Genomic DNA, 21478 nt, shown 5'->3' on the forward strand with positions numbered 1-21478 from the left:
CTGAAAATCCTAATGGCGAGTAAAACAAAATGCTATTATAACAAAATCATGCAATCTTACTTGCAGTCTTTTTGAGTTGAGCCAGTTAAGAATAATACATTTACCATGCTTTGATACAAGTTTTTTTCTGAGTTTTTCTTTATCTATTAGGTCGTTTTTATGATGCAATTGCCGTACAGTTTTGCAAAACGCCATCAGATTTTGGTTATTCTAGCCATTGATCCTGAGCTGCCACCGACATTGCTATTGACCAAGGTGACGCCGCTTTCAGCAATCAATGAAGCGGTGCGATTTTTACAGCAGCAAGGCATACGCGGTGTGCCAATATATGAAAGTGTCAGCTCGGACGATTTTGAGAAACGCATGAATGCCGCTTATGCAGGTAACACTGGCGAGTCACAGCATATCGCCGCTGGCCTTGAAGACCATCCTGATCTTGATAGCTTGGCAGATAGCGTGCCTGAAACTGAAGACTTGATGGACCAACAAGACGATGCACCTATTATCCGTCTGATTAATGCATTATTGTCCGAAGCGATACGTCTAAACGCCTCAGATATCCATATTGAAACCTTTGAAAAACGCTTGGTCGTTCGCTTCCGCGTCGATGGTGAGCTTAAAGAAATCATCACACCAAAACGTCAATTAGCGCCGTTATTAGTATCGCGTATTAAAGTGATGGCAAAACTGGATATCGCCGAAAAGCGCGTGCCGCAAGATGGGCGTATTAGCTTGCGCTTAGCGGGGCGCGAGGTTGATGTGCGGGTATCGACATTGCCGTCAAGTTTTGGTGAGCGTGTGGTCATGCGCTTACTAGATAAGCAAGCAGGTCGCCTGAATATGACCTATTTGGGTCTATCTGATAATGATTATAGTGAGCTTAAGCGCTTAATCCATCGTCCGCATGGCATTATATTAGTGACAGGACCGACAGGCTCGGGTAAAACCACCACGCTATATTCGGCATTGACTGATTTAAATGATCAAACCCGTAATATCTTGACCGCTGAAGATCCGATCGAGTTCCAGCTTGATGGTATTGGGCAAACGCAGGTCAATAATAAAGTCGATATGACCTTTGCTAAGAGCTTGCGTGCAATGTTGCGTCAAGATCCAGATGTGGTCATGGTGGGTGAAATTCGCGATTTAGAGACAGCAGAAATCGCTGTACAAGCGTCTTTAACAGGGCATTTGGTCTTATCAACCCTACATACCAACACCGCTATTGGAGCGGTTACGCGCTTGCAAGATATGGGCGTTGAGCCGTTTTTATTATCATCATCATTGATAGGCGTGGTCGCCCAGCGTTTGGTACGTACGTTATGTACACATTGTCATGATTGGCAGCTGGCTGACTCTGAACAAGCCAAATTGTTTACTGAGATTGGTATTCAATCAATGTCTGACAATATTGCAGCTAACAATGCTGCTGATAATCTGACAGATAAAGCTATCAAGCTACCTAGAGCAGTCGGCTGCGATAAGTGTAACCAATCAGGCTTCAAAGGGCGAACAGCGATATATGAAGTGGTGCCCGTTGATGATGCGCTGCGACGCATGATTCATAGCAATACCGCCGAGTATGAGCTAGAGGAATACGCACGCCAAAAGACACCATCGATTCGTGCTGATGGTTTGCGTAAGGTAATCGCGGGACGTACGACATTAGAAGAAGTGCTACGCGTGACCAAAGAAAGCGCCCTACTAGAGGACGCTTTGATTGTTTAGAGTAATATTTTCAGAGACATTTTTATTTGACAGCGATACATTCAACTTCAACGCTGGCACCTGCCGCCAATTCAGCTACGCCAAAGGCTGAACGTACCGGATAAGGCTTTGCCAGTTCAGCTTTATAGATTTTATTAAAGTCATTAAAATCGTCCATATCGGTGAGCATCACCATACACTTAACGATATCTGACTTTTGGTAACCATATTTCAATAACGTGGTATTGATATTATCCATTGTCTGTTTGGCTTCGGCTTTAACACCGCCTTTGACCAGCTTGCCATCTTTAAAGCCAATCTGACCAGACATATACAAAGTATCGCCGACACGGACTGCTTCTGAAAAAGGATAATTGCCGCCGTCACCTAAAAACACAGGGCTAGACTTAGTGATAGTTGCTGCATGATGTGTATGAGTTGAAGTTTTTTCGGGTGCAGCAGTGGCACTAACGGTAAATCCTAATGCACAGATACTGATAAGAAAAGCCTTGGATAAATTAGTAAGCGCTGTTTTAGAAATAGCTTTAGAAATCATTTTGGACATCGTTGTCTCCTTATTATAAGTTTATAAATCACTGCTATACGAAGTGCGCTATAAAAATGCTTTAACATGGATAGCGCACTACTTTACGTATTCTTAATATATTAGTTATCTTAAACAGCCTCATCATTATCAGCTGATTGATTGTCTTACTCAGTTTCTACTTTTGCGTCTGTTTCTACTACTTTGGTATGAGACTCAGTATCAGCCTCTGCCGACTTTTCATTAGCTTTGCCTTGACGACGCGCTTCTAACTCAGACTTAGGTATCCAAGCCCATGTCATCTCGACTACGATTGGGTCGCGATCACTGTCCGACTCACGGTCATGAATGACACATGGAATAATCATTTCGCCTTTCGGAGTATTTAAAATATCTAAACGCTGCTCATCAGATAAGCTTGCGATGGCAGCCATTTGTCCTTTTTTAATCGGTCGATAGAAATTCACCGAATAAGACTTAATCAATAGTACGCGATCAGCAGGTAAGTTTAAGCCTAAAATGAATCCCGTTGCCGTTTCAGCAAGTAAAGTAATGGCAACTGCATGCACGGAGCCGATATGGTTTTGCACCGCTTTGGTATTATTTAAACTGACCACCACTTGGTTTGGCTCGACCGTTTCATAGTAGATACCCGTTGTGCCCACATAAGGTACTACTTTACCAAATGCTTTCGATAAAATGCTCGAACGTGCACCAGCAGGTAAATATTTGGTGATAGATAACAGTTTGGTAAATTGATTGCTGATTGGTTTAAGCGTGCTATTGGTTTTTTCGACTGCAGGTTTTGTGTTCTCAGAGACTTTGGCTGGCAGTTTATTGGTCCGTTTGATCGGGAGTTTTTTTAATAATCCTGACATAAAATATTCCTCATTTAAGTGGGATTTACAATGCTAATGATACTAGGGTTAAAAGGCTCATGTCATAAATGAGTCACCGAATAGGCTTTATGCTAGCAGCTATTCTAGTTATGGTACATTAACTGCTCAGTCGCTACTATTATTACCATGTACTGCTGCGCTTACAAAATAACAGTGACGTAACGGCATCTTAGGCGTTAGTAATTTAAGTACTGATACCCTGTAGAGTGAGTAGCTATAATGATAAAATGTTAGCGCTTTTTTATACTTTTTTGCTGGATAATGTTATGCCTGATATGTGTGATGATAAGCCGACCAATATTATTTATACGGGCGTCGCGGGTACTGGTAAAACCTACCGATTGCTCCAAATTGCTAAAGAATATACGGACTATCTGCCTAAATCCAATAATGAGGATTTACTCAAGCAGTTATTGCAAGAATTGAACTGGCGTGATGTGGTGTGTTTAATATTTTTAGATTTTCAATCGCAAAAACAGGACTTAGTAAAAGTACCTGAAATCGTTAATCATGAATTTTTTATCGCCAAAGCATTACAAAACGCACGTGAGAAAAATTTAAGTAATACAGCGTGGTCTGTACTGCAAATGCACAGTCCAACCAGCTCACAGACGGTTGGGTATAAAAATAGAGCCAGCCAAGCGTACTTTGATAAAGACCCTAGCGGTGCGTGGTATTTACTGCCTGACAGCCTGATGCTATTAAGCGAATTGTCAGAGCAATTGTCAGAATTTCAGCAGGCGCAACGTGATAATAGTGCCAGCCAAAACCAACGCTTTAGCCAACAGCGCTTTAGTATGGTCAGTTTCCATCAGGCATATGGCTATGAAGAGTTTGTCGAGGGCATTCGCCCGGTAATGGCAGCGTCTAATCAGTCGAATAACAGCTCATCTCAAATGAGCTACGCCATTACTGATGGCGCCTTTTTAAAGCTCTGTCAGCGCGCGGCAAATGATCCTCAGCAGCGTTATGCGATGCTGATTGACGAGATTAATCGTGCCAACGTCTCACGGGTTTTTGGTGAATTGCTCAGCCTTATTGAACCTGATAAACGAGCGGGTACGCCCAATGCGATGACAGTAAGTTTGGCATACTCTGGGCGAGCGTTTAGCGTGCCTGCCAATGTTGATATCTATGCGACCATGAATACCCAAGATCATTCGTTAGCGCCACTAGATATGGCACTGCGTCGTCGTTTTCGCTTTATTAACTGTCCGCCGCAGCCTGAGCTATTACCGATTATCAACCCGAATGAAGGATTAGAAATAGTCGACGAAGCTGAGTCTATCGATTTAGCCAAATTATTAACGGGTTTAAATCATCGTATTAGCCAAACGTTAGGGATTGAGGCGCAATTGGGTCACGCGTTTTTATTCTCCGTACATAGTCTTGAGCAGTTACAAATGGCACTTACTGAGCAAATTATTCCACAATTAGCCCAAGCAGCTGGTGGGCAAGTGGCTGTCTTGCAGTATATTTTTAGAGATGAACAGCAGCCAATATCGGCGCAATTTATTCATGATAGTCAAACGTTAATACATAAAGGTATGTCCACTCAAATGGCTAGTGAGAATGGTATAGCTTCTCAGAACTCCATGTTTGCAGGACAGCAATCCTATTTTACTCAATCTATAAATGCTGGCAGTTATGCAATTAATACTGACCTTATTGCCAATACTGGCAAGTTCACCCAGCTTGCCGTCTATCAGCGCTTATATCCATGAGGATGTTAATCGGTGATAAATAAAGATAAACAAACTCAAAGCTCTGAAATGAATATCATGACGGTATTTGAACATCAGCGTTTAATAGCGTCTAATTTCTTGTACGACTCTGATTTTCAGTGGCTGATAACCCAAGAGCTGTCAGTATTTAGTATTAAACGCAAGCAAGGTCAGTGGCAACTCAAGGTTGGACATTATATTGGCGTTATTATACTGCCTAGTGGCATGACTCTTGAGATACTGCCAAAATTTATCGCAAACACTGCTAGCAACTCTATTAAGCAGCCATATCAGTCAAATGAATCACCAGTAGATGCGGATGTTTTACAAACCCGTCACTGGGTACAAAATATGCTGTCAGACCTAATGAATAGTAACGATAACAAATCGCCACACAGCAAAAATTTTGGGCAATTCAGCCGCCAGTTAACAGCGCTGCCAGTCACCGCATTGCCTTTATCAGATTGGCTCATTACGCAGTTTTGGCAGCGTTTAACGAATTATCAGCCAACCATGCAGTATCAGACACAAATCCATAACCAAGCAGTACTGCAAGGACGTTTACTCATAAAAGAGCAATTACGTCATAACAGTATGCAGCCACATAAATTTGTGTGTGAGCGCAGTGTGCTGAACCAAGACATGCTAGGCAATCGAGTCATTAAGAGCGCATTAACACTGCTGAGGCCTTTGTTGCCCCAATCAAATCTGCTTTTACATTTACAGCCGTGGCAGCAAGTGTCTGTCCTACATCAGCATGAAATACGCCAGCTAGAGTCGATATACCTTCAAGCAAAGCGTGAACTTGCCATTCAGCCGCTACAAGTAAAGCAATTACAAGCCGCTCAGCAGCTTGTAGATTTCGCTTATTGGCTGCTTAGTCAATCAAATATGGAAATCGGTCATAGTATTAATGCACCAAAACCATTTGGTAGTAGGTCTACACCGCCACGCTTATGCTTACTGATAGATATGAATCAAGCGTTTGAGCAATGGGCAAGCCAGCGTATCGCGTTGATTTTTCAACAGCAAAGCAAAGATTATCAACCACTGTTTCAAACGCAGCGTGTTTGGCTTAATGATGCAGAAGGGCAGGCGTGTTTGTCTATTCGTCCTGATTTATTGATTTACCGCCAGATGCGTTCGAATACTAAAAATAAAGAGAAGCATGATGATGCTTTACCAATAAAGAATTTAGGAGCAAATCCATCATCAGAAAAGCAAGCAGGTCAATATAGTCACGTGATCGATATTAAATGGAAGCCTTTAGCGCATGCCAGCGCCATTAGTGCCAGCGACGCTTATCAACTGAGCAGCTATGCGCAGGCGTATCAAGCAGAGCAAGTCTGGCTGGTATATCCAGTACAAGACAATCAGAGACGAGCGGTTGTATTAAAGCAAGATATTCAAGACATATACAATAGTGAAAATGCATCCTATGCTCAGTTATGGCTGATACCTTTTAATGTGCTTACAGGTACGATAAACGCTGACTTGCTTCCGATATAAGATTTAGTATAATATGCGCTTAGCTCATGAGGCACTATGTTAAGTAGCGCTTGTTGTCGACGCTTAGTTTATAAGAAATAAGCCTTTTTTAAATAATTTAGCAGTTATTTCAAATTAATTAAAAATAGGTGTTGACACCATCGGCGTTTCCCCTTAATATATGCACCTCGATAGCAAGGAACGTTAGCCAGTTAGTGGCATTGCCAACAACCAGTTAATCAACAAACTATCGTGTTAATAGAGAATTTCGGAGTGTGGCGCAGTTTGGTAGCGCATCTGGTTTGGGACCAGAGGGTCGTAGGTTCGAATCCTATCACTCCGACCATCTATTTAAGAGCCTTACAGGCTTTTTTTTATGTATAATGGTTTGGTTTCTTGTATATCAAGCGGACCAAAATATGTAAAAGTCCTCTAAGAGCGCCTGTAGCTCAGTTGGATAGAGCATCTCCCTTCTAAGGAGGTGGCCGCAGGTTCGAATCCTGCCAGGCGCACCATTTAGCCTGCATATATTGCCGAATTCTGGCAACAGTTATGGCGGTTGTAGCTCAGTTGGTAGAGCCCCGGGTTGTGATCTCGGTTGTCGTGGGTTCGAGTCCCATCAGTCGCCCCATTTTTTTGCTGTATCCCTTCTGTTTATATTCTATATTAAAATCATTTAAAAAAAGCCGCTGCCATTTTTGGCATTTTTTTGTACCTGTCTATTTTATATCTTTTTGCCTCTGTGATAGTCCTAAACCTTTTAAATCGCTCATGATCTAACAGTCTACTGGCGTTTTTTATCATTTTTTCTTATGATACCTATTGTGTAGTAAGGGCTTTATAAAGGTACATTAGCTGTACTGTCAAAGAAAAGTTTATCTCAGTAGCACTATAATTTTAAATAAAATCGATCCTCATATTAATGCGATTTTTTTATTAAAATGGCGCGTTATTGAGCAGCTGTTATTGAGGAAATGGTTAATGGACGCATTAAGCGTGTTACTACAAAATGTGCATTTATTCGATACGAAATACTATCGCTTAAATGGTACAGGCAATTGGTCTTACTCACTCACTAGACAAGATACGATTGTGTTTTATTTGGTGATGTCCGGTAGCTTTTGTATTGATATGGGCAGTGGACTCAGAGAAGCGCATGCTGGCGACATTATTATGATTCCTAGCTCGCACAATCATGTCAGTTACGCGCTCAACCATCATGGTGAGAGTGCCAAACCTTTGGATGAGTTGCTTACTAATTGCACGGAACAAGTGCTTGATATTCAGGGCGATGGTGATGCCCAATCATCTTTGATACTGATTGAATGCAAGTACGATAAAGAGATGATTCGTCCTTTATTATCAGTGCTACCAACGATATTGCCTGAAATTAACGATGAATCTGATGGTCGGTTCGAGGTGATTGATGTTGAGATTCGACTGCTGACGTTAGAATCTGAGCATGAGCGGATGGGTAAGACGGCGATTATCAATCATTGGGCAAGTATTATGATGATTGAGTGTTTGCGGGTTTATATCGAAAGTTTGCCCGAAGCCACGGACAGTTGGCTAAAAGCCATGAAAGACCCGTTTTTAACCAAGGCATTGGTCGCCATGCACGAAAATCCAAGCCAAAACTGGAGCATTCATGAGCTTGCTGAAGTTGCAGGTATGTCACGCTCGAGTTTTGCGCAGCGTTTCAAAGACGTGGTTGGTATGCCGCCGTTGACCTACCTGATTGACTACCGTTTGCGTTTGGCGGCACGTTATTTGCGTTTGCAGCAAAATAGTATCAGCCGTATTAGTGAGCTAGTGGGTTATGCCTCAGACTCAACTTTTAGCCAAGCCTTTAAGCGTGTATATGGCATATCGCCAAAAGCGTACCGCCAGCAATATCAAAAACAAAACCTTGCTTAGCTGCTACTTCACACATAAATAGTCATCCAAGCTGTGTGATATTTTCTAAACTGAGTCAGTGATATAATAGCGTCTATCTGATAATAATTTTTCATCATTAGCATTTCGATCTTGCACAGCTGACAATGAGTGTAGGTTCAGGTACTATGGAATGACAATAAAGTAATAAGTCGCCTAGTTGCGACAGTGTTTTAGCGACCTATCTTTTATGCTTATATATTACGGTCTATCCAGAATATAGTATGACTTAGGTGATGTTTATTTTTGCAGCTGATGGTGTTTTATGACTGAACCGACCGCAAAACCAAGCGTAAAATCAAATGATCTACAAGATTCTTCTGCGTCTATTAATCATAAAGACAAACTTAATAGCAGAGTCAAAGCTAACAATAATCAGCATGACTCAAATCTTCAGCAGGAAAATAGCGCACAGGCAGGTATGGCTACTCGGCTTGATAAAGCGGCATTATTAGCATTATTTGTTTTGCCAAATGCTGATGGCAGCTTGACAGAGACTAGTTCCGCTAATATAAATATTGCTAATCATACTCTGATAAACCAAAGCTTATCTCTCTCTGCAAGTGACAGTAGTATTGCTACTCAGCGCGTGGCACTTTATCGGGCGCAGCATGAGCGCACGCAGCAATTATATTTGGCTTCTGCTGCTATCCGTCCGACTTACCTTGTACATACCCTCAAAACACAATTTGCCGAATACCAGCAATATTTGCTTGCACAGCAGCTTGATAAACGCGGTTTGATGGATACGGATGCCATTGAGCGCTTATGGCAGCAGCTGCATGTGGTCGATGACATTATCGAAGATATTGTACGCCATATGCCAGCTCAGCAACCTGCAGGTTGGCAGTTGACAATACAGGATGGACATAATCCATTATGCTTTGCCACCGTCGGTAAGCTAAAGCATAATAAACCTATCTTTGACCAAGGTAGTTTGAACAGCTATGTGCTCGGGCACTTTGGCGTCAGTAGCTTTACTTACGATCGTGGTTATTATATAGGACATGTGGTTGGCTATTTATTCAGCTGTTATTTTTGCGCCCATTTATCTATTGCCTATGGCGTGACAGCACTTGGTCAGGATGTTGTGAGTGACTATGATTATGCCAGCCTTGAAACCCCGCACATGGTCAGATTGCTACAAGGTTTAGACGGTTATTGTAAAAAACGTATTTATCAATTGGCGGTCATTTGTGCACGTCTCAGTGTGTTTGCCAGTGATAAGCGCATTGAGCGTATGCTGATCGCTGAAGTCAATGATTTTGATAAAAAGCTACAACAACAGCATTTAGATGTTCTATTATTGCAAGGCTTGATGCCGGATAGTAACGATTCTACGCCGCTTCTTTAAGTCGTCTATTCTTTTAATAAGCCAACTTTTCAAATCTTGATCCATCCTCTTTTACTCTTGACCGTCTTAGGATATCCGCTGCTATGCCCGCTTATCATTATAAAGCGCTTGACGATCGCGGCGGCATCCAAAAAGGCTTGCTTGAAGGGGATTCTGCGCGGCAAGTACGCCAGCAGCTGCGTGATAAACAATGGACGCCTGTCGAAGTCAACGCCGTCAATGATAGGCAAAGTCAGCATAAAAGCCGCTATAAAAAACCCTCTGCTTATGAGCTGGCACTGCTTACCCGCCAGCTATCTGTGTTACTTGCTGCTGGTATTCCGTTAGAGGAAACCTTGGCAGCTGTCGCCAAACAATCGCCAAAAACCCATATCAAATCTTTAATGCTTGCCGTGCGCTCGCATGTTCTAGAAGGTCTCAGTTTGGCGCGCGCTCTGCAGCAAGCAGCGAGCTTTCCGCCACTATATATCGCTACCATTGCAGCTGGAGAAAAATCTGGTCATTTGGATTTGATCTTAAATCAGCTTGCCGATTACACTGAAAATCGCTTTGCCCTACAGAAAAAAATACAAGGCGCTATGGTTTATCCCATCGTGCTGATGGTGATGGCAGTTGGCGTAATTATGGGGCTAATGAGCTTTGTAGTACCAAAAATTGTCAAAGTGTTTGAGCAGTCCGAACAAGCCCTGCCTTTAATTACCCAAATTGTCCTTAGCTTATCAAATATCATTACCCAGTGGTGGTGGCTGATGCTGCTGGTGTTGGCAGGAATAGCGTTTTTATTCTATCGCTTCGCTCAGACGCAAGCGGGCAAGCTAGCTATAGATAGTACCGTGCTAAGATTGCCTATACTGGCACGCTTATCGAAAGGGTTGAATGCGGCGCGCTTTGCCAGTACGCTTGCGATATTGGTGCGCTCTGGTGTGCCATTGATTGAGGCGCTCCATATTGGCGCTGCGGTCACCACCAATTTGCATATTCAAAAAACCATCATTACCGCTGCAGATAGAGTGACAGAGGGTTCAAGTCTGTCGAGTCAATTAGACAAATCGCCCTATTTTCCGCCGATGATGGTGCAAATGATTAAAAGTGGTGAAAACTCGGGCGAGCTTGAAAACATGCTTAGCCGTGCTGCCAATATGCAAGAGGCAGAAGCCACCAATTTTATCAGTACCTTATTGTCATTACTTGAGCCTTTAATGCTAGTGTTGATGGGTGTGGTCGTCATGATTATCGTAATGGCGGTGATGCTGCCAATTGTGAATATGAATGACTTGGCTGGCTAGTTTTTATTAACCTTAAATATACCGTCCTGTTAGTACTAGTTGTTTTATCACCCGTATACTTAACGGCATTTCTGTTTCCATATTTTCTATTTTCAAATACAGCTTCTATACTTCTAATACTTTGGTTCATTTTTTACTTATATTCTAATAATTTGACTTCAAATGCGGTTACGTTTCTTAAGTTTTGCTTACTGTTGTATATTATTGACCGACCAACGCTTTTCCTGTTGTCAAATCTAACCTTGCGTTATAGTAAGTATCAGTTGTAAGTAACAGTCAAACGCTATTTCAAAAGGTTCGCTATCATAGATTATTAATAACACATTGACCCAAATGACAATCTGCCTTCAATGGTGGATAAAAGTAAAATCATGGTTTATAGTAATAATCGTTTCAGTGCTTCTTAAGACACTGTAAATATGCCTATTATGAATATGACGATAAAGGTAACTTAAACGCCATTTTCATTATTTATATAACCTTGACGCGAAAAGCGATGCCAGAAGCGATGACTATGACTGATAATATTCGAGTAAGTACGATTTCACCAAGTAATATGGATGATACGCCAGAGTGTTTAGTAGCAGCGCAAAGTCAGAAAGCTGTTGCTTTATCAAGCACTCAGCGCGTAAGCAATCTCCAATCAGGATTTACCTTGATTGAAATCATGGTGGTGATTGTGATTTTGGCCATTCTTGCCGGTCTAGTGGTGCCAAAGGTGGTCGGACAAAGTGATAAAGCACGGGTTAAAACCACTGAAACAGCGCTATCAACAGTATCAAATGCGTTAGATATGTATAAAGTAGATAATTCGCGCTATCCAACGACGGCTCAAGGCTTAGAAGCACTCACCACGCCACCAGCGGAAGCTAAGAACTATCCTGACGGTGGTTATATTAAAGGCGGGTATCCAACGGATGGTTGGGAAAACGAGCTGCAATATGTTGCCCCGGGTAGTGAAGGTCGACCTTATGATTTATTTTCTCTAGGGGCTGATGGCGAACAGGGCGGAGAAGGGCAGGATGCTGATCTTTATGCTCAGCTATAAGCTCTAGCCTACTCAGTTATTTAGGTATTGTTTGCAAGCGATACCATGATAAATACCTTGGCGCTAAAAGCATCTTTAATGAGACTAATATATCAACCAATAAGACGTTATTGGTTGATATTTTTTATGACTATCGCTAACTATAAATATCACTATAGTCAGGGAAAAGTTACATCGATACATCAAGTACTGCTGATATTCATTTTTCTTGCTTGCTGTGCCTACGCAGACAGAGGCTGCAAAAAATTTATATCAGCAGCACTGTAGCGCTTTTGAGATATTTTAACTATAACTTTAAATCCAGATAAGCGGAATCTTAACCCTGCTATTTATTATTAAAACGATTGACTATTTTCTATTGATTGTAAAAAAACAGCTGTTCTTCTAGTAATCCGAGGTAATCATATGTCTATTGAAACATCAAAATCGAAATCAATTATCATGAATAAACAATCAACTAAAAAGCCTTATTTGCTTGCTATAACAGCCACTGCTTTGATGACTACTTTGTCAATGACGTCTGTTGCGACTCAAGCTGCAGGTCTGGGGGAATTGTTTAGTAATAATAGTGCTCAGCAATCAAAATTTTTGCCCGTTGACAAGGCATTTCAAGTGACTAGCAGTACCAAAGCGACGGCTAAAGGCACGCAGTTATCGATCGCTTTTGATATCACACCAGGTCATTACGTGTATAAAGATAAGCTGACCTTAAGTTTTCCAAAAGGTATCAGTGCCGCGCCATTTACCTTTAGCCAATCGCCGGTTTCTATTGATGATCCAACCTTTGGCAAGGTACCCGTATTTACGCAAAAAACTGTGATAGCAACGACTATGATGACGACCAAAAACGGTAAAGCGGCAAAGAATGTGCCGGTTGTGATTGGCTGGCAAGGTTGTGCTCAAGCTGGACTATGCTATCCGCCAGAAAAGATCAAAACCACGTTAAACATTGCAGTCAAACGTTAGTCATTAATAGATAGCGCAAGTAGGTTGATTTATATAGTCGTTATAACAGGTAGTCCTTTATGTCCATTAAGACAGCAAAAAGCATTTCGTCATTTAAAGCGGTATCCACCAGAAATCAGTCTTCAAAAAATTTGCCATCAGTTGTAAATAAAGTGCCAAAGAAGTCATATCTGCTGGCATTGACTATAGCGAGTAGCTCGTTATTTGCAGGATTGACTGCGACGACTATGACGACGCAGGCAGCAGGATTGGGCGATCTTTTTAGTAGCAATCAAAGCGCTGGACAATCGAAATTTCTGTCAGTGGATAAAGCCTTCCAAGTTACGAGTAGCAGTAAAGCTGTCAAAGCTGGCACTCAGTTATCGATTAATTTTGATATCACTCCAGAACATTATGTTTATAAGAATCAGCTTAAACTCACTTTGCCTGCTGGGGTTACGGCGGCACCGTTTACTTTTAGTCAAACGCCTGTCTTAATTGATGATCCAACTTTTGGTAAAGTGCCAGTATTTGATCAAAAAAATATGGTAGCCACTACTACTTTGAGTACTAATGGCAAGAGCATTGACAAAGCAGCGGTGGTGATTGGTTGGCAAGGCTGCGCCAAAGCAGGACTTTGCTACCCGCCTGAGAAAATAAAAACTACTGTCGATATCGTTGCAAGCTCGCCGCAAGCTGTGGTTAATACGACAAGTAATGTCACTGGTGTTGCTAAAGGCGATGTCAATCAAGAGACTACTACTAATGCAAATTCGGTAAATAATAGCAATAGCGTCACAACATCAGAGGCGCCAAATGCCACAAGTATAGAGGGTAGTGAAGCGCTAGGTTCTGAAGCAGAGCAAGCACTTGCAGAAGAAGATGAAGTCACTGATTATGCGTTGTTGGATGATGAGGCTTTAGATGGAGAGCTTGGCGCCACCAATACGATTTCTGGCGCTGATACACCATTAGCAGATAATGCTGCTCCGACAAATGATACGCTAGCTACCGCAGATAATTTGGCTGATGGCGATCCGTTTGGCTTAGCCAAGCATCCTTGGTTGGCATTAGGATTATTGTTTTTGGCAGGGCTTGGCTTAGCGCTTACGCCGTGCGTATTACCTATGTTACCTATCGTCGCAAATATTGTCGCCCGTCAGCAAAATCCAACGGTTAAAAAAGGTGTCATTTTAACGACAAGTTATGCGATTGGGGTGTCGATTGCTTACGGGATACTTGGTGCTGTCATTGCTGTATTTGGTGAGTCACTCGGCATCATCGGCTGGCTACAAAACCCAATCATCCTGATCAGTTTTGCAGTAATATTCGTTTTGTTAGCCCTTTACATGCTTGAAGTATTTACCATTCGTTTGCCGCATTTTATCAGTAGTAAGATGCAGGGCTTAAGCCAAGCAGGCGATAGTAAGCTCGGTAGCGCTGGTGGCAGTTTAGCTGCTGGATTTTTATCAGCATTGGTAGTATCGCCTTGTGTTTCTGCACCATTATTTGGCGCTTTACTTGCTGTCTCAACGATTGGTAATCCGCTATTAGGTTTTGCTGCCCTATTTATGCTAGGCTTTGGCTTGTCAGCGCCACTGATTTTGATTGGTGCTACCCAAGGCAAAATTATGCCAAAAGCGGGCGAGTGGATGAACTGGGTCAAGCAAGGTTTTGCCTTATTGTTATTTGCCGTAGCGTTACTATTAATAGAGCGCGTCTTTATATCATCACTAATGTTACTGGTATGGGCATTATGGTTTATGGTTGTGGCAACATGGGCATGGAGCTGGCGTGGGAAAGGTCGAATGCTATCGCAAGCCATCGGTTTGATAGCTGGTATTTGGGCTGCTACGTTAGTGATTGGCGCCGCACTTGGTAATGATGATAGCTTACATCCGTTAGCTTCATTAAGTGTCGCCCCTATGTTAGTGCAGTCAGCTAACGGTCAAGCTGGCGCTCAAAATAATGCGACGAATAACTCAGATGAGCATATCACTACGTTGGCAGAATTGGATGTTATCACTGCCGCCAATCCTAAAGTTTTGGTCGATTTGACCGCTGATTGGTGTATTGAATGTCGCATTATGGATAAGAATTTATTTACCAATCGTCCCGCACAAATGCAAGACTGGCAATTGGTACGACTTGATATTACTGAAACCACGGCAGATTCTAAGGCAATTTTAGCGCGTTATAAATTATTTGGACCACCAACTTTATTGTATTACCAAGATGGTCAATTGGTACAAAAACAAGTGGGTGAGATTGGTCGTGCAGAGTTTGAGCAGACTTTGACGGCATTAAATAAATAATAGTCGTATCGGAAATATTTTTTTATCCTCTTAAATGCCTTAATATAATTCCTATAAAAGAGCCAACGTACTGTCATAGTATGTTGGTTTTTTTATTTTTTATCAAAAGAAGGCTTGCAGCACTCGATTAGTTGTATTTCGTGCTAAATAAATCAACATTACTTTGAAAGCGTCATTAGTAAGACACTGGTTAAAGGGTCCTTTTTTTATTCTATACTCATTATAAGCATTTGGTTTTATGCTACTTATATCTATTTAGCGCTATATTATGCAGCAATAAAGCTAGTATAGTGTGTACGTTTTCATTACAATAAAGCAACATTGCTAAATGCGCATTATTCAGCGTAACAGCAACCCTTTATCTCCAAGTTATATTGATTTTTATGCCAGTTTAGCGTCGATGCTAATTGTTATATCAATCACCTCATATATTCTATTGACAGTAATGATCAGTTGAATAAAGGATACTTATGTTTTCCCATATTACTTCACAGCGCCCCTCTGTAAATAAACTTGAAACGCCAAAAAAAATGATGCTTCGAACGACTAAATGCTCTCTACATATTGCCGTTGGTATAGCGCTCACTTGTTTCACAGTACAAGCTCAGGCTGCTGATACAGCTCAGACTAAGAGCTTACAGCCTATAAATGCCAATATCGCTATGCAAAATAGCAATGCAGTAAGCGAAGATTTTATCGCTCAGCAGGCTGCTCTGTTCTTTGAATGTACTCAAGTACAGACCAGTTCTGCCCGTTTGGCGTGCTTTGATAAGGTTGCAGAGCAAGGCAAAACGCCAAGTTATGTCACAACCAAACAGCCAGTAGATTTGGCAAAAACGGTTATCAGTACGCTGTCAGGCAACCCTCAGGTCATACTGGCTGAAGAAACCAGTATTATTACTGCCAATGGCAATGTCATTGCTAAAAAGGTTTCGAGCAATTATCCTCAAGATATTGAAACAAACCCGCCCGCTGAGACTGAAAGTTTGGATACGGTTGGACTGACGCAAAGAGAAGCAGAGGTATTGGAAAGTGTCGGTGTGACTCAAGCAGATATTGAAAAATATACGCCGCTAAGCTTAGCATATGATCTTGATAAAAACAGTGAACGTGGTACATGGACAGTCAGACCTTACCGTCCAACCTATGTTATGCCACTGTTTTATACCTTTGATCCTAATTTAAGCCCAAGTACACCCACTCGACCTCAACCGGAAAAACCTTTTACGTCTAATGACACTCGTAATACGGATCTAAAGTTTCAACTATCATTAAAGACTAAAGTTGCAGAAGATTTATTCAATACCAATGCTGATTTGTGGTTTGGTTATACTCAAGAGTCGCATTGGCAAGTTTATAATGAAGACAATTCACGACCATTTCGTGCAACCGATTATCAGCCAGAGATATTTTTGACCCAGCCTGTGACCGCAAATCTACCTTTTGGTGGACGACTACGTATGCTCGGAGCAGGTGCTATTCACCACTCAAATGGTCAAGATGATCCATTATCGCGCTCGTGGAACCGTGCTTATGTGATGGCAGGGGCAGAGTGGGGCAAGTTATCTGTCATACCGCGATTCTGGTTACGAGTGAACAATGAAAATGATAGCAGTGAAGACAATCCAGATATCGAAGATTTCATGGGTTATGGTGATATCAAGTTCTTATATGATTTACCAAATCAACAAAGCCTAAGCGGTACACTGCGCTACAATCCAGGCACCAATAAAGGCGCTGCGCAAATCGATTATGTTTATCCGTTATCTAAAAACGTCAATGGTTTTGTGCAGGTATTCCAAGGGTATGGCGAATCTATTGTTGATTATAACCATGAAAATACGGCTATCGGCTTTGGTATCGTACTCAATGATTGGAAAGGGCTGTAACATTAGCGCTTTAAATATCGGTGCCTATAGTGACAGCAAGCCATGCGTCCCTTAGCGCCTTATCAAACCGGACTATGGCTGGCAGAGTATATAAACATACGCTGCCAGCTATGTGCCGTTTATCGTAGTACTCCGCAATCACAGCTTTTACAAAATCCCTCCTCGTCAAATACTCCATTATTCAGTCAAAAAAGCCCATTAGCTGAAAATACATCGTACTCTTTATCAAGCAGCCATTCTTCTTTTAGCAAAATCCGAAAGCAACTCTATAGCCGTTTTAGTAGTGGATTGCTGTGCACCCGCTGCCATAGCAGTATTGCCTGGTTGCCTAAGCCATTTGAAGTTGATATTACTGCTGGCATGACGCTCACCATTCAAGCAGCCACTTACTATGACTATCCCATGCGCCAAGCTATTAGAGCCTTTAAGCATCATGAGGATATGACAAAGCTGCCGTTATTGTTACATGTGATACGTCAACTACCACGACCTCAAGGTTGCCATCATGGTAACAGTGTGATTGTCGCTATGCCAACGACCGATGAGCGTCTCATTAAACGAGGCTTCGATCCTGTCAGTATTTTGGGGGCGTGTTTATCTAAGCATTGGGATATTCCTTTATGGCAAGGTATCAAGCGTATTGATAATACGGTCAGTCAGCAAGGACTCACCCGTGCCGAACGCTTGAGTAATTTAGACAATGCCTTTACTTTACTAGAGCCTTCTCCTGTTAAACGCCTTATCTTATTTGATGATGTAGCGACGACAGGGGCGAGTTTGCAGGCTTTAGCTCGCGCTACAATTTCAATCCCTCTTTTAGAGCCTATACTTCCATCTATAACTACTACTAAATCCTATAGCGCTCACCATCTGTTTGCGTATGCATTAGCTCATGGCAGTTACTTTTAGACTCTAGTTGAATTTAGTGGTATAAATATTGCACGTATACTATTAAAGAATATTGAATATCACCTTTACTAAAGATTGTATTTGTTGTCAAAAACAACTCGTAATTACCATAAATAGGATAATAATATGCCTAACTCTATAAATAGCTCTTCACGTTACCACTCAGACTCTAACTCAGGTTTTACCCTGATTGAGCTGTTGGTTACTATTGTAGTATTAGGTGTCATTGTATCTATTGCTGCCCCTAGTATTAGTACTCAGCTTGCTAACCAACGAGTGAAATCAACAACTGCAACCTTAATCAATGCCTTAAGAGAAGCCAAAGCAGAAAGCGTTATTCGTCGACAGCCAGTAACTGTAAGTTATATTAATGATGCTGAGTCAAGTAACGTTAGTATTCAAGTTCCAGCCCCCTTATCAGCAGCATATTCGAGTCCTACTTTATTCTCCTCGGCAGCTGTAGCTAGAGATTGGACAAGCTTATTTATGTCTTCAGCGATGGCTGCAAATCCAAATGCAAATGAAAAAGCAGATGCATGTGAGAAATGTGCGAAAACGGGGGCTCCGGGACAATGTAAGAAATGTTTTGGTGGTGAAACAGGTGGTGGTGAAACAGGTGGTGGCGAAACAGATGGTGGCGAAACAGATGGTGGCGAAACAGATGGTGGCGAAACAGGTGGTGGCGGAACAGGGGGTGGCGAAACAGGTGGTGGCGAAGCAGGTGGTGGCGGAACAGGTGGTGGCGAAGCAGGTGGTGGCGAAGCAGGTGGTGGCGAAGCAGGTGGTGGCGAAGCAGGTGGTGGCGAAACAGGTGGTGGCGAAACAGGTGGTGGCGAAACAGGTGGTGACGTTCAAGCTTCAAATTTAGTTAGTATTGCAACATATAAATACGCTGCAAAAACATTGATAGAATCAGATGATACAAAAATAACTTTTTATCCTAGCAAACGCACTGATAAAGGTGCAGCATTTACTTATAACATCTGTGATGGCAATAATTCAGTGTCACCAAGACAAGTAACGGTCAATGCACTTGGTGTTATTAGCAGTAAGCTTGGAGGAACTTGCTAATGAGTCGGATCAGTCAACAGGCTGGTGTTGGACTAATAGAAGTACTTGTTGCGGTCTTACTATTATCTGTTGCCGTTTTAGGTTTTAGTGCGCTACAAATGCGTGCCATTAGTGCAACCGATGAAAGCTTAATACGTACTCAGGCTTTAAGTGCTATTCGTGGACTAGCAGAAAATATGCGCGCCAACTCTCAGCAAATTGCTACTTATCAAACCACAATTAATGATGCTTCTAAAATTCGCGAAAACTGTACGGAGTGTACTGCTGAACAAATCGCTATCAATGAGTCTAAAGACGCATTCGATCAATTATACAGCTATGGTATTAACGTAAAAATGGTTACTTGTCCAGGAACGGCCAATTTTTCTGAAGTCAAATGTATTATCGCAGCATGGGGTGATACTATTGCTGCGATGGATGCAACAGATGCAAATGCTTGTGCCGATGCAAGTGGTATCTACAAAAGTGGCAGTAATTGTGTCATTGTGGAGACCTACTAATGAAACATACCATGGAACAAAATATCAACTATCAGCAAGGCTTTACGCTTATTGAGCTGATGATATCACTGGTGCTAGGACTCTTAATATCGGCTGCTGTGATACAAGTGTTTTTGACCAGTCAACGTGTAGATCGCATACAAAATGCTGGCTCTGAGATTCAGGATTCAGCAGTATTTGGGATCCAATCGATTGAACAACAATTAAGACTTGCCAATCTTGGCAATGATGGCGTGCCTCTTAATGATAAAACTGCTTTGGGTGGTGTGGTGCTGACGGCAAGCGTAACCAATGCTGATGCAGTAAATGTTGTAACAAGTACGCAATTAGAAAAAGGTTACTTAACGCGTAGTCATGACATGGATTCAGCGGGTGGGATTCATAAATGGGATGGTTCCTTATCGAATACTGGTGAAAAAAGTGATCAGCTTACATTCCAGTATACTAATATAACCGGTCAAATATTGTATGACTGTGAAGGTGAGAAAATTGAGTTAAATGAACATGTCATTACTCGTTATTTTTTAACTGAAGATACTGTCAAAACCAATAAAGATAGAAAAAACCTCAATCTCAACTGTGATGCTGGGCGTATAGCAAGTAATGGAGAGCTCACTAACTTTATGGAAGAAGGACAAACTATTGTCAAAAATGTCGATCAGTTTAATATTCGTTTAGGTGTCAAGAATTCAGTAGTTAACAGTGGTGTGGCAAGTTATGGATATACTGAAACGAGTGTAAAAGATTACATGAACCTTACGACAGAAAAGCCCTATATTACTAATATAAAAGTCGCACTATTAACCCGAAGTAAATCCAATAGTCCTGATGATAGTGCAAGTACATTCAATATATTTAGTACGACACAGACGCTAAAACCAGAAACCAATGCACCAAAATATTTACGCCGTGTTTATGAAACCAATACTCTATTGCGTAATGCTAGAATTGTGAATGTGATTAACAGTGTTAGTTAAATACGATTGATAATCTCTCTATCCTACGCGTATAAATGAAGGTGAAAATCTGCCATGAATATCAGTCATTCTAATACTTATCCTTCATTAGCTTCCAGCCAGCGCGGAGCAGTGTTGATCGTAGTTTTACTATTTTTGATACTGATTATGCTCGTCGGAGTCATAGCGGTACGCAACAGTACCACCGATTTAAAGCTGGCAACCAGCGATCAGATAAACACCTTGCTTCTACAGTCTTCTGATAGCGTGAACAATAAGATTGAGATGTCAGTTAATGGTTCTCCGGCTAGTGATCAATATAAGCAAATCACGGGCATTACAGGGATATTTGGATACTATATCTTAGAAAATAATAACGACGATATTATCGATTTTTGTTATCGTCCACGTTCTTCTTTTTTTAATATTGATGATGCGGTTATACGTCGTAATACTGGTAGGTTGGTCGATAATGCAACAGGTTACTGTGACCCTACTAAAGCTACTGACTATACCAGTAATCGTAATACAACGATGACTCAAGTTATGATTAAGAATGTTAGCGCCACTGCAAACAATGGCAATTTTGAGCATATGAATTTAGGTACAGATTCTGACGAAAAAACCGCAAAAATGTTTACGTTCGATATTTATTCTACGTCAGTATTGCCTGCTTATGGAAGTGCAAAAGACACTAAGATAAAAGAATGCTTTGAAAAAAATGCTTCAGACCATGTAGATGGGGTTGTGAAGTGTATGAAAGACAATAGTCTTCCTACTAAGATGCTTGTAGAGCAGGTTGATTTAGCCAATATTCAAAGTAGTGAGCTATGTGACTACTTTGGTAATGGTGGCAAAACAGACAGTACAAATCCGTTATGTAGAGATATTTAAATGTATTTGCATTA

The 21478-nt window shown here is 41.6% G+C and carries 17 protein-coding genes, 3 tRNA genes and 1 pseudogene; 19 read left to right on the forward strand and 2 right to left on the reverse strand.

What is annotated here, in order from left to right:
• Positions 1-159: 159 nt before the first annotated feature.
• Positions 160-1728: a type II secretion system ATPase GspE gene (gene gspE / locus FQ082_RS06390; protein ID WP_149492469.1), complete on the forward strand. Its 1569-nt coding sequence runs from the start codon at positions 160-162 to the stop codon at positions 1726-1728.
• Between the two features lie 22 nt (positions 1729-1750).
• Here gspE and FQ082_RS06395 read toward each other — a convergent pair whose 3' ends face one another.
• A complete protein-coding gene (locus FQ082_RS06395; RefSeq protein WP_149492470.1) occupies positions 1751-2272 on the reverse strand; it encodes a RidA family protein in 522 nt (173 codons plus the stop codon).
• A gap of 146 nt (positions 2273-2418) precedes the next feature.
• Entirely contained in the window at positions 2419-3129 is a 711-nt protein-coding gene (locus FQ082_RS06400) for a DUF4442 domain-containing protein (RefSeq protein ID WP_149492471.1), read from the reverse strand.
• 287 nt (positions 3130-3416) lie between these two features.
• On the opposite strand from FQ082_RS06400, the gene FQ082_RS06405 reads away from it, so the two are divergent.
• From FQ082_RS06405 to FQ082_RS06490, 18 genes and pseudogenes are all read left to right on the forward strand, one after another.
• Positions 3417-4874, forward strand: a complete 1458-nt coding sequence (locus FQ082_RS06405) for an McrB family protein (RefSeq protein ID WP_262498166.1) — start codon at positions 3417-3419, stop codon at positions 4872-4874.
• A 12-nt stretch (positions 4875-4886) separates the two neighbouring features.
• Positions 4887-6383, forward strand: coding sequence for an McrC family protein (locus FQ082_RS06410; RefSeq protein ID WP_149492473.1), 1497 nt, complete (start codon positions 4887-4889; stop codon positions 6381-6383).
• A gap of 248 nt (positions 6384-6631) precedes the next feature.
• Positions 6632-6708 (forward strand) — tRNA-Pro (locus FQ082_RS06415).
• Positions 6709-6800: 92 nt separating this feature from the next.
• A tRNA-Arg gene (locus FQ082_RS06420) sits at positions 6801-6877 on the forward strand.
• 40 nt (positions 6878-6917) lie between these two features.
• Positions 6918-6993, forward strand: a tRNA-His gene (locus tag FQ082_RS06425).
• Between the two features lie 350 nt (positions 6994-7343).
• A complete protein-coding gene (locus tag FQ082_RS06430) occupies positions 7344-8279 on the forward strand; it encodes a helix-turn-helix domain-containing protein (protein WP_149492474.1) in 936 nt (311 codons plus the stop codon).
• A gap of 283 nt (positions 8280-8562) precedes the next feature.
• Positions 8563-9651: a hypothetical protein gene (locus FQ082_RS06435; RefSeq protein WP_149492475.1), complete on the forward strand. Its 1089-nt coding sequence runs from the start codon at positions 8563-8565 to the stop codon at positions 9649-9651.
• A gap of 83 nt (positions 9652-9734) precedes the next feature.
• Positions 9735-10937 (forward strand): type II secretion system inner membrane protein GspF, encoded by a 1203-nt coding sequence (gene gspF, locus FQ082_RS06440; protein ID WP_149492476.1) that lies wholly within the window; start codon positions 9735-9737, stop codon positions 10935-10937.
• 514 nt (positions 10938-11451) lie between these two features.
• Positions 11452-11985, forward strand: a complete 534-nt coding sequence (gene gspG / locus FQ082_RS06445) for a type II secretion system major pseudopilin GspG (protein WP_262498167.1) — start codon at positions 11452-11454, stop codon at positions 11983-11985.
• Between the two features lie 441 nt (positions 11986-12426).
• The gene (locus tag FQ082_RS06450) at positions 12427-12951 is read left to right on the forward strand and encodes a protein-disulfide reductase DsbD N-terminal domain-containing protein (RefSeq protein WP_262498168.1); all 525 of its coding nucleotides are present in this window, start codon (positions 12427-12429) and stop codon (positions 12949-12951) included.
• Between the two features lie 59 nt (positions 12952-13010).
• Positions 13011-15245: a protein-disulfide reductase DsbD domain-containing protein gene (locus tag FQ082_RS06455; RefSeq protein WP_149492479.1), complete on the forward strand. Its 2235-nt coding sequence runs from the start codon at positions 13011-13013 to the stop codon at positions 15243-15245.
• A 470-nt stretch (positions 15246-15715) separates the two neighbouring features.
• Positions 15716-17134, forward strand: a complete 1419-nt coding sequence (locus tag FQ082_RS06460) for a phospholipase A (RefSeq protein ID WP_149492480.1) — start codon at positions 15716-15718, stop codon at positions 17132-17134.
• 42 nt (positions 17135-17176) lie between these two features.
• Positions 17177-18043, forward strand: a complete 867-nt coding sequence (locus FQ082_RS06465) for a ComF family protein (protein ID WP_149492481.1) — start codon at positions 17177-17179, stop codon at positions 18041-18043.
• A 126-nt stretch (positions 18044-18169) separates the two neighbouring features.
• Positions 18170-18256, forward strand: a pseudogene (locus FQ082_RS13210) (type II secretion system protein); the annotation flags it as partial.
• A gap of 418 nt (positions 18257-18674) precedes the next feature.
• Positions 18675-18911: a hypothetical protein gene (locus FQ082_RS13215; protein ID WP_410477381.1), complete on the forward strand. Its 237-nt coding sequence runs from the start codon at positions 18675-18677 to the stop codon at positions 18909-18911.
• A gap of 202 nt (positions 18912-19113) precedes the next feature.
• A complete protein-coding gene (gene pilV, locus FQ082_RS06480) occupies positions 19114-19614 on the forward strand; it encodes a type IV pilus modification protein PilV (RefSeq protein WP_149492482.1) in 501 nt (166 codons plus the stop codon).
• On the forward strand, positions 19614-20591 hold the full coding sequence (locus FQ082_RS06485; protein WP_149492518.1) for a PilW family protein: 978 nt from the start codon (positions 19614-19616) through the stop codon (positions 20589-20591). The genes pilV and FQ082_RS06485 overlap by 1 nt, the downstream gene beginning before the upstream one ends.
• A gap of 54 nt (positions 20592-20645) precedes the next feature.
• Complete coding sequence (locus FQ082_RS06490; RefSeq protein WP_149492483.1) at positions 20646-21464, forward strand: PilX N-terminal domain-containing pilus assembly protein; 819 nt, start codon at positions 20646-20648, stop codon at positions 21462-21464.
• Positions 21465-21478: the final 14 nt, after the last annotated feature.

This window comes from Psychrobacter sp. ANT_H56B, assembly GCF_008369245.1.
In the GTDB taxonomy this organism is placed as follows: Bacteria; Pseudomonadota; Gammaproteobacteria; order Pseudomonadales; family Moraxellaceae; genus Psychrobacter; species Psychrobacter cryohalolentis.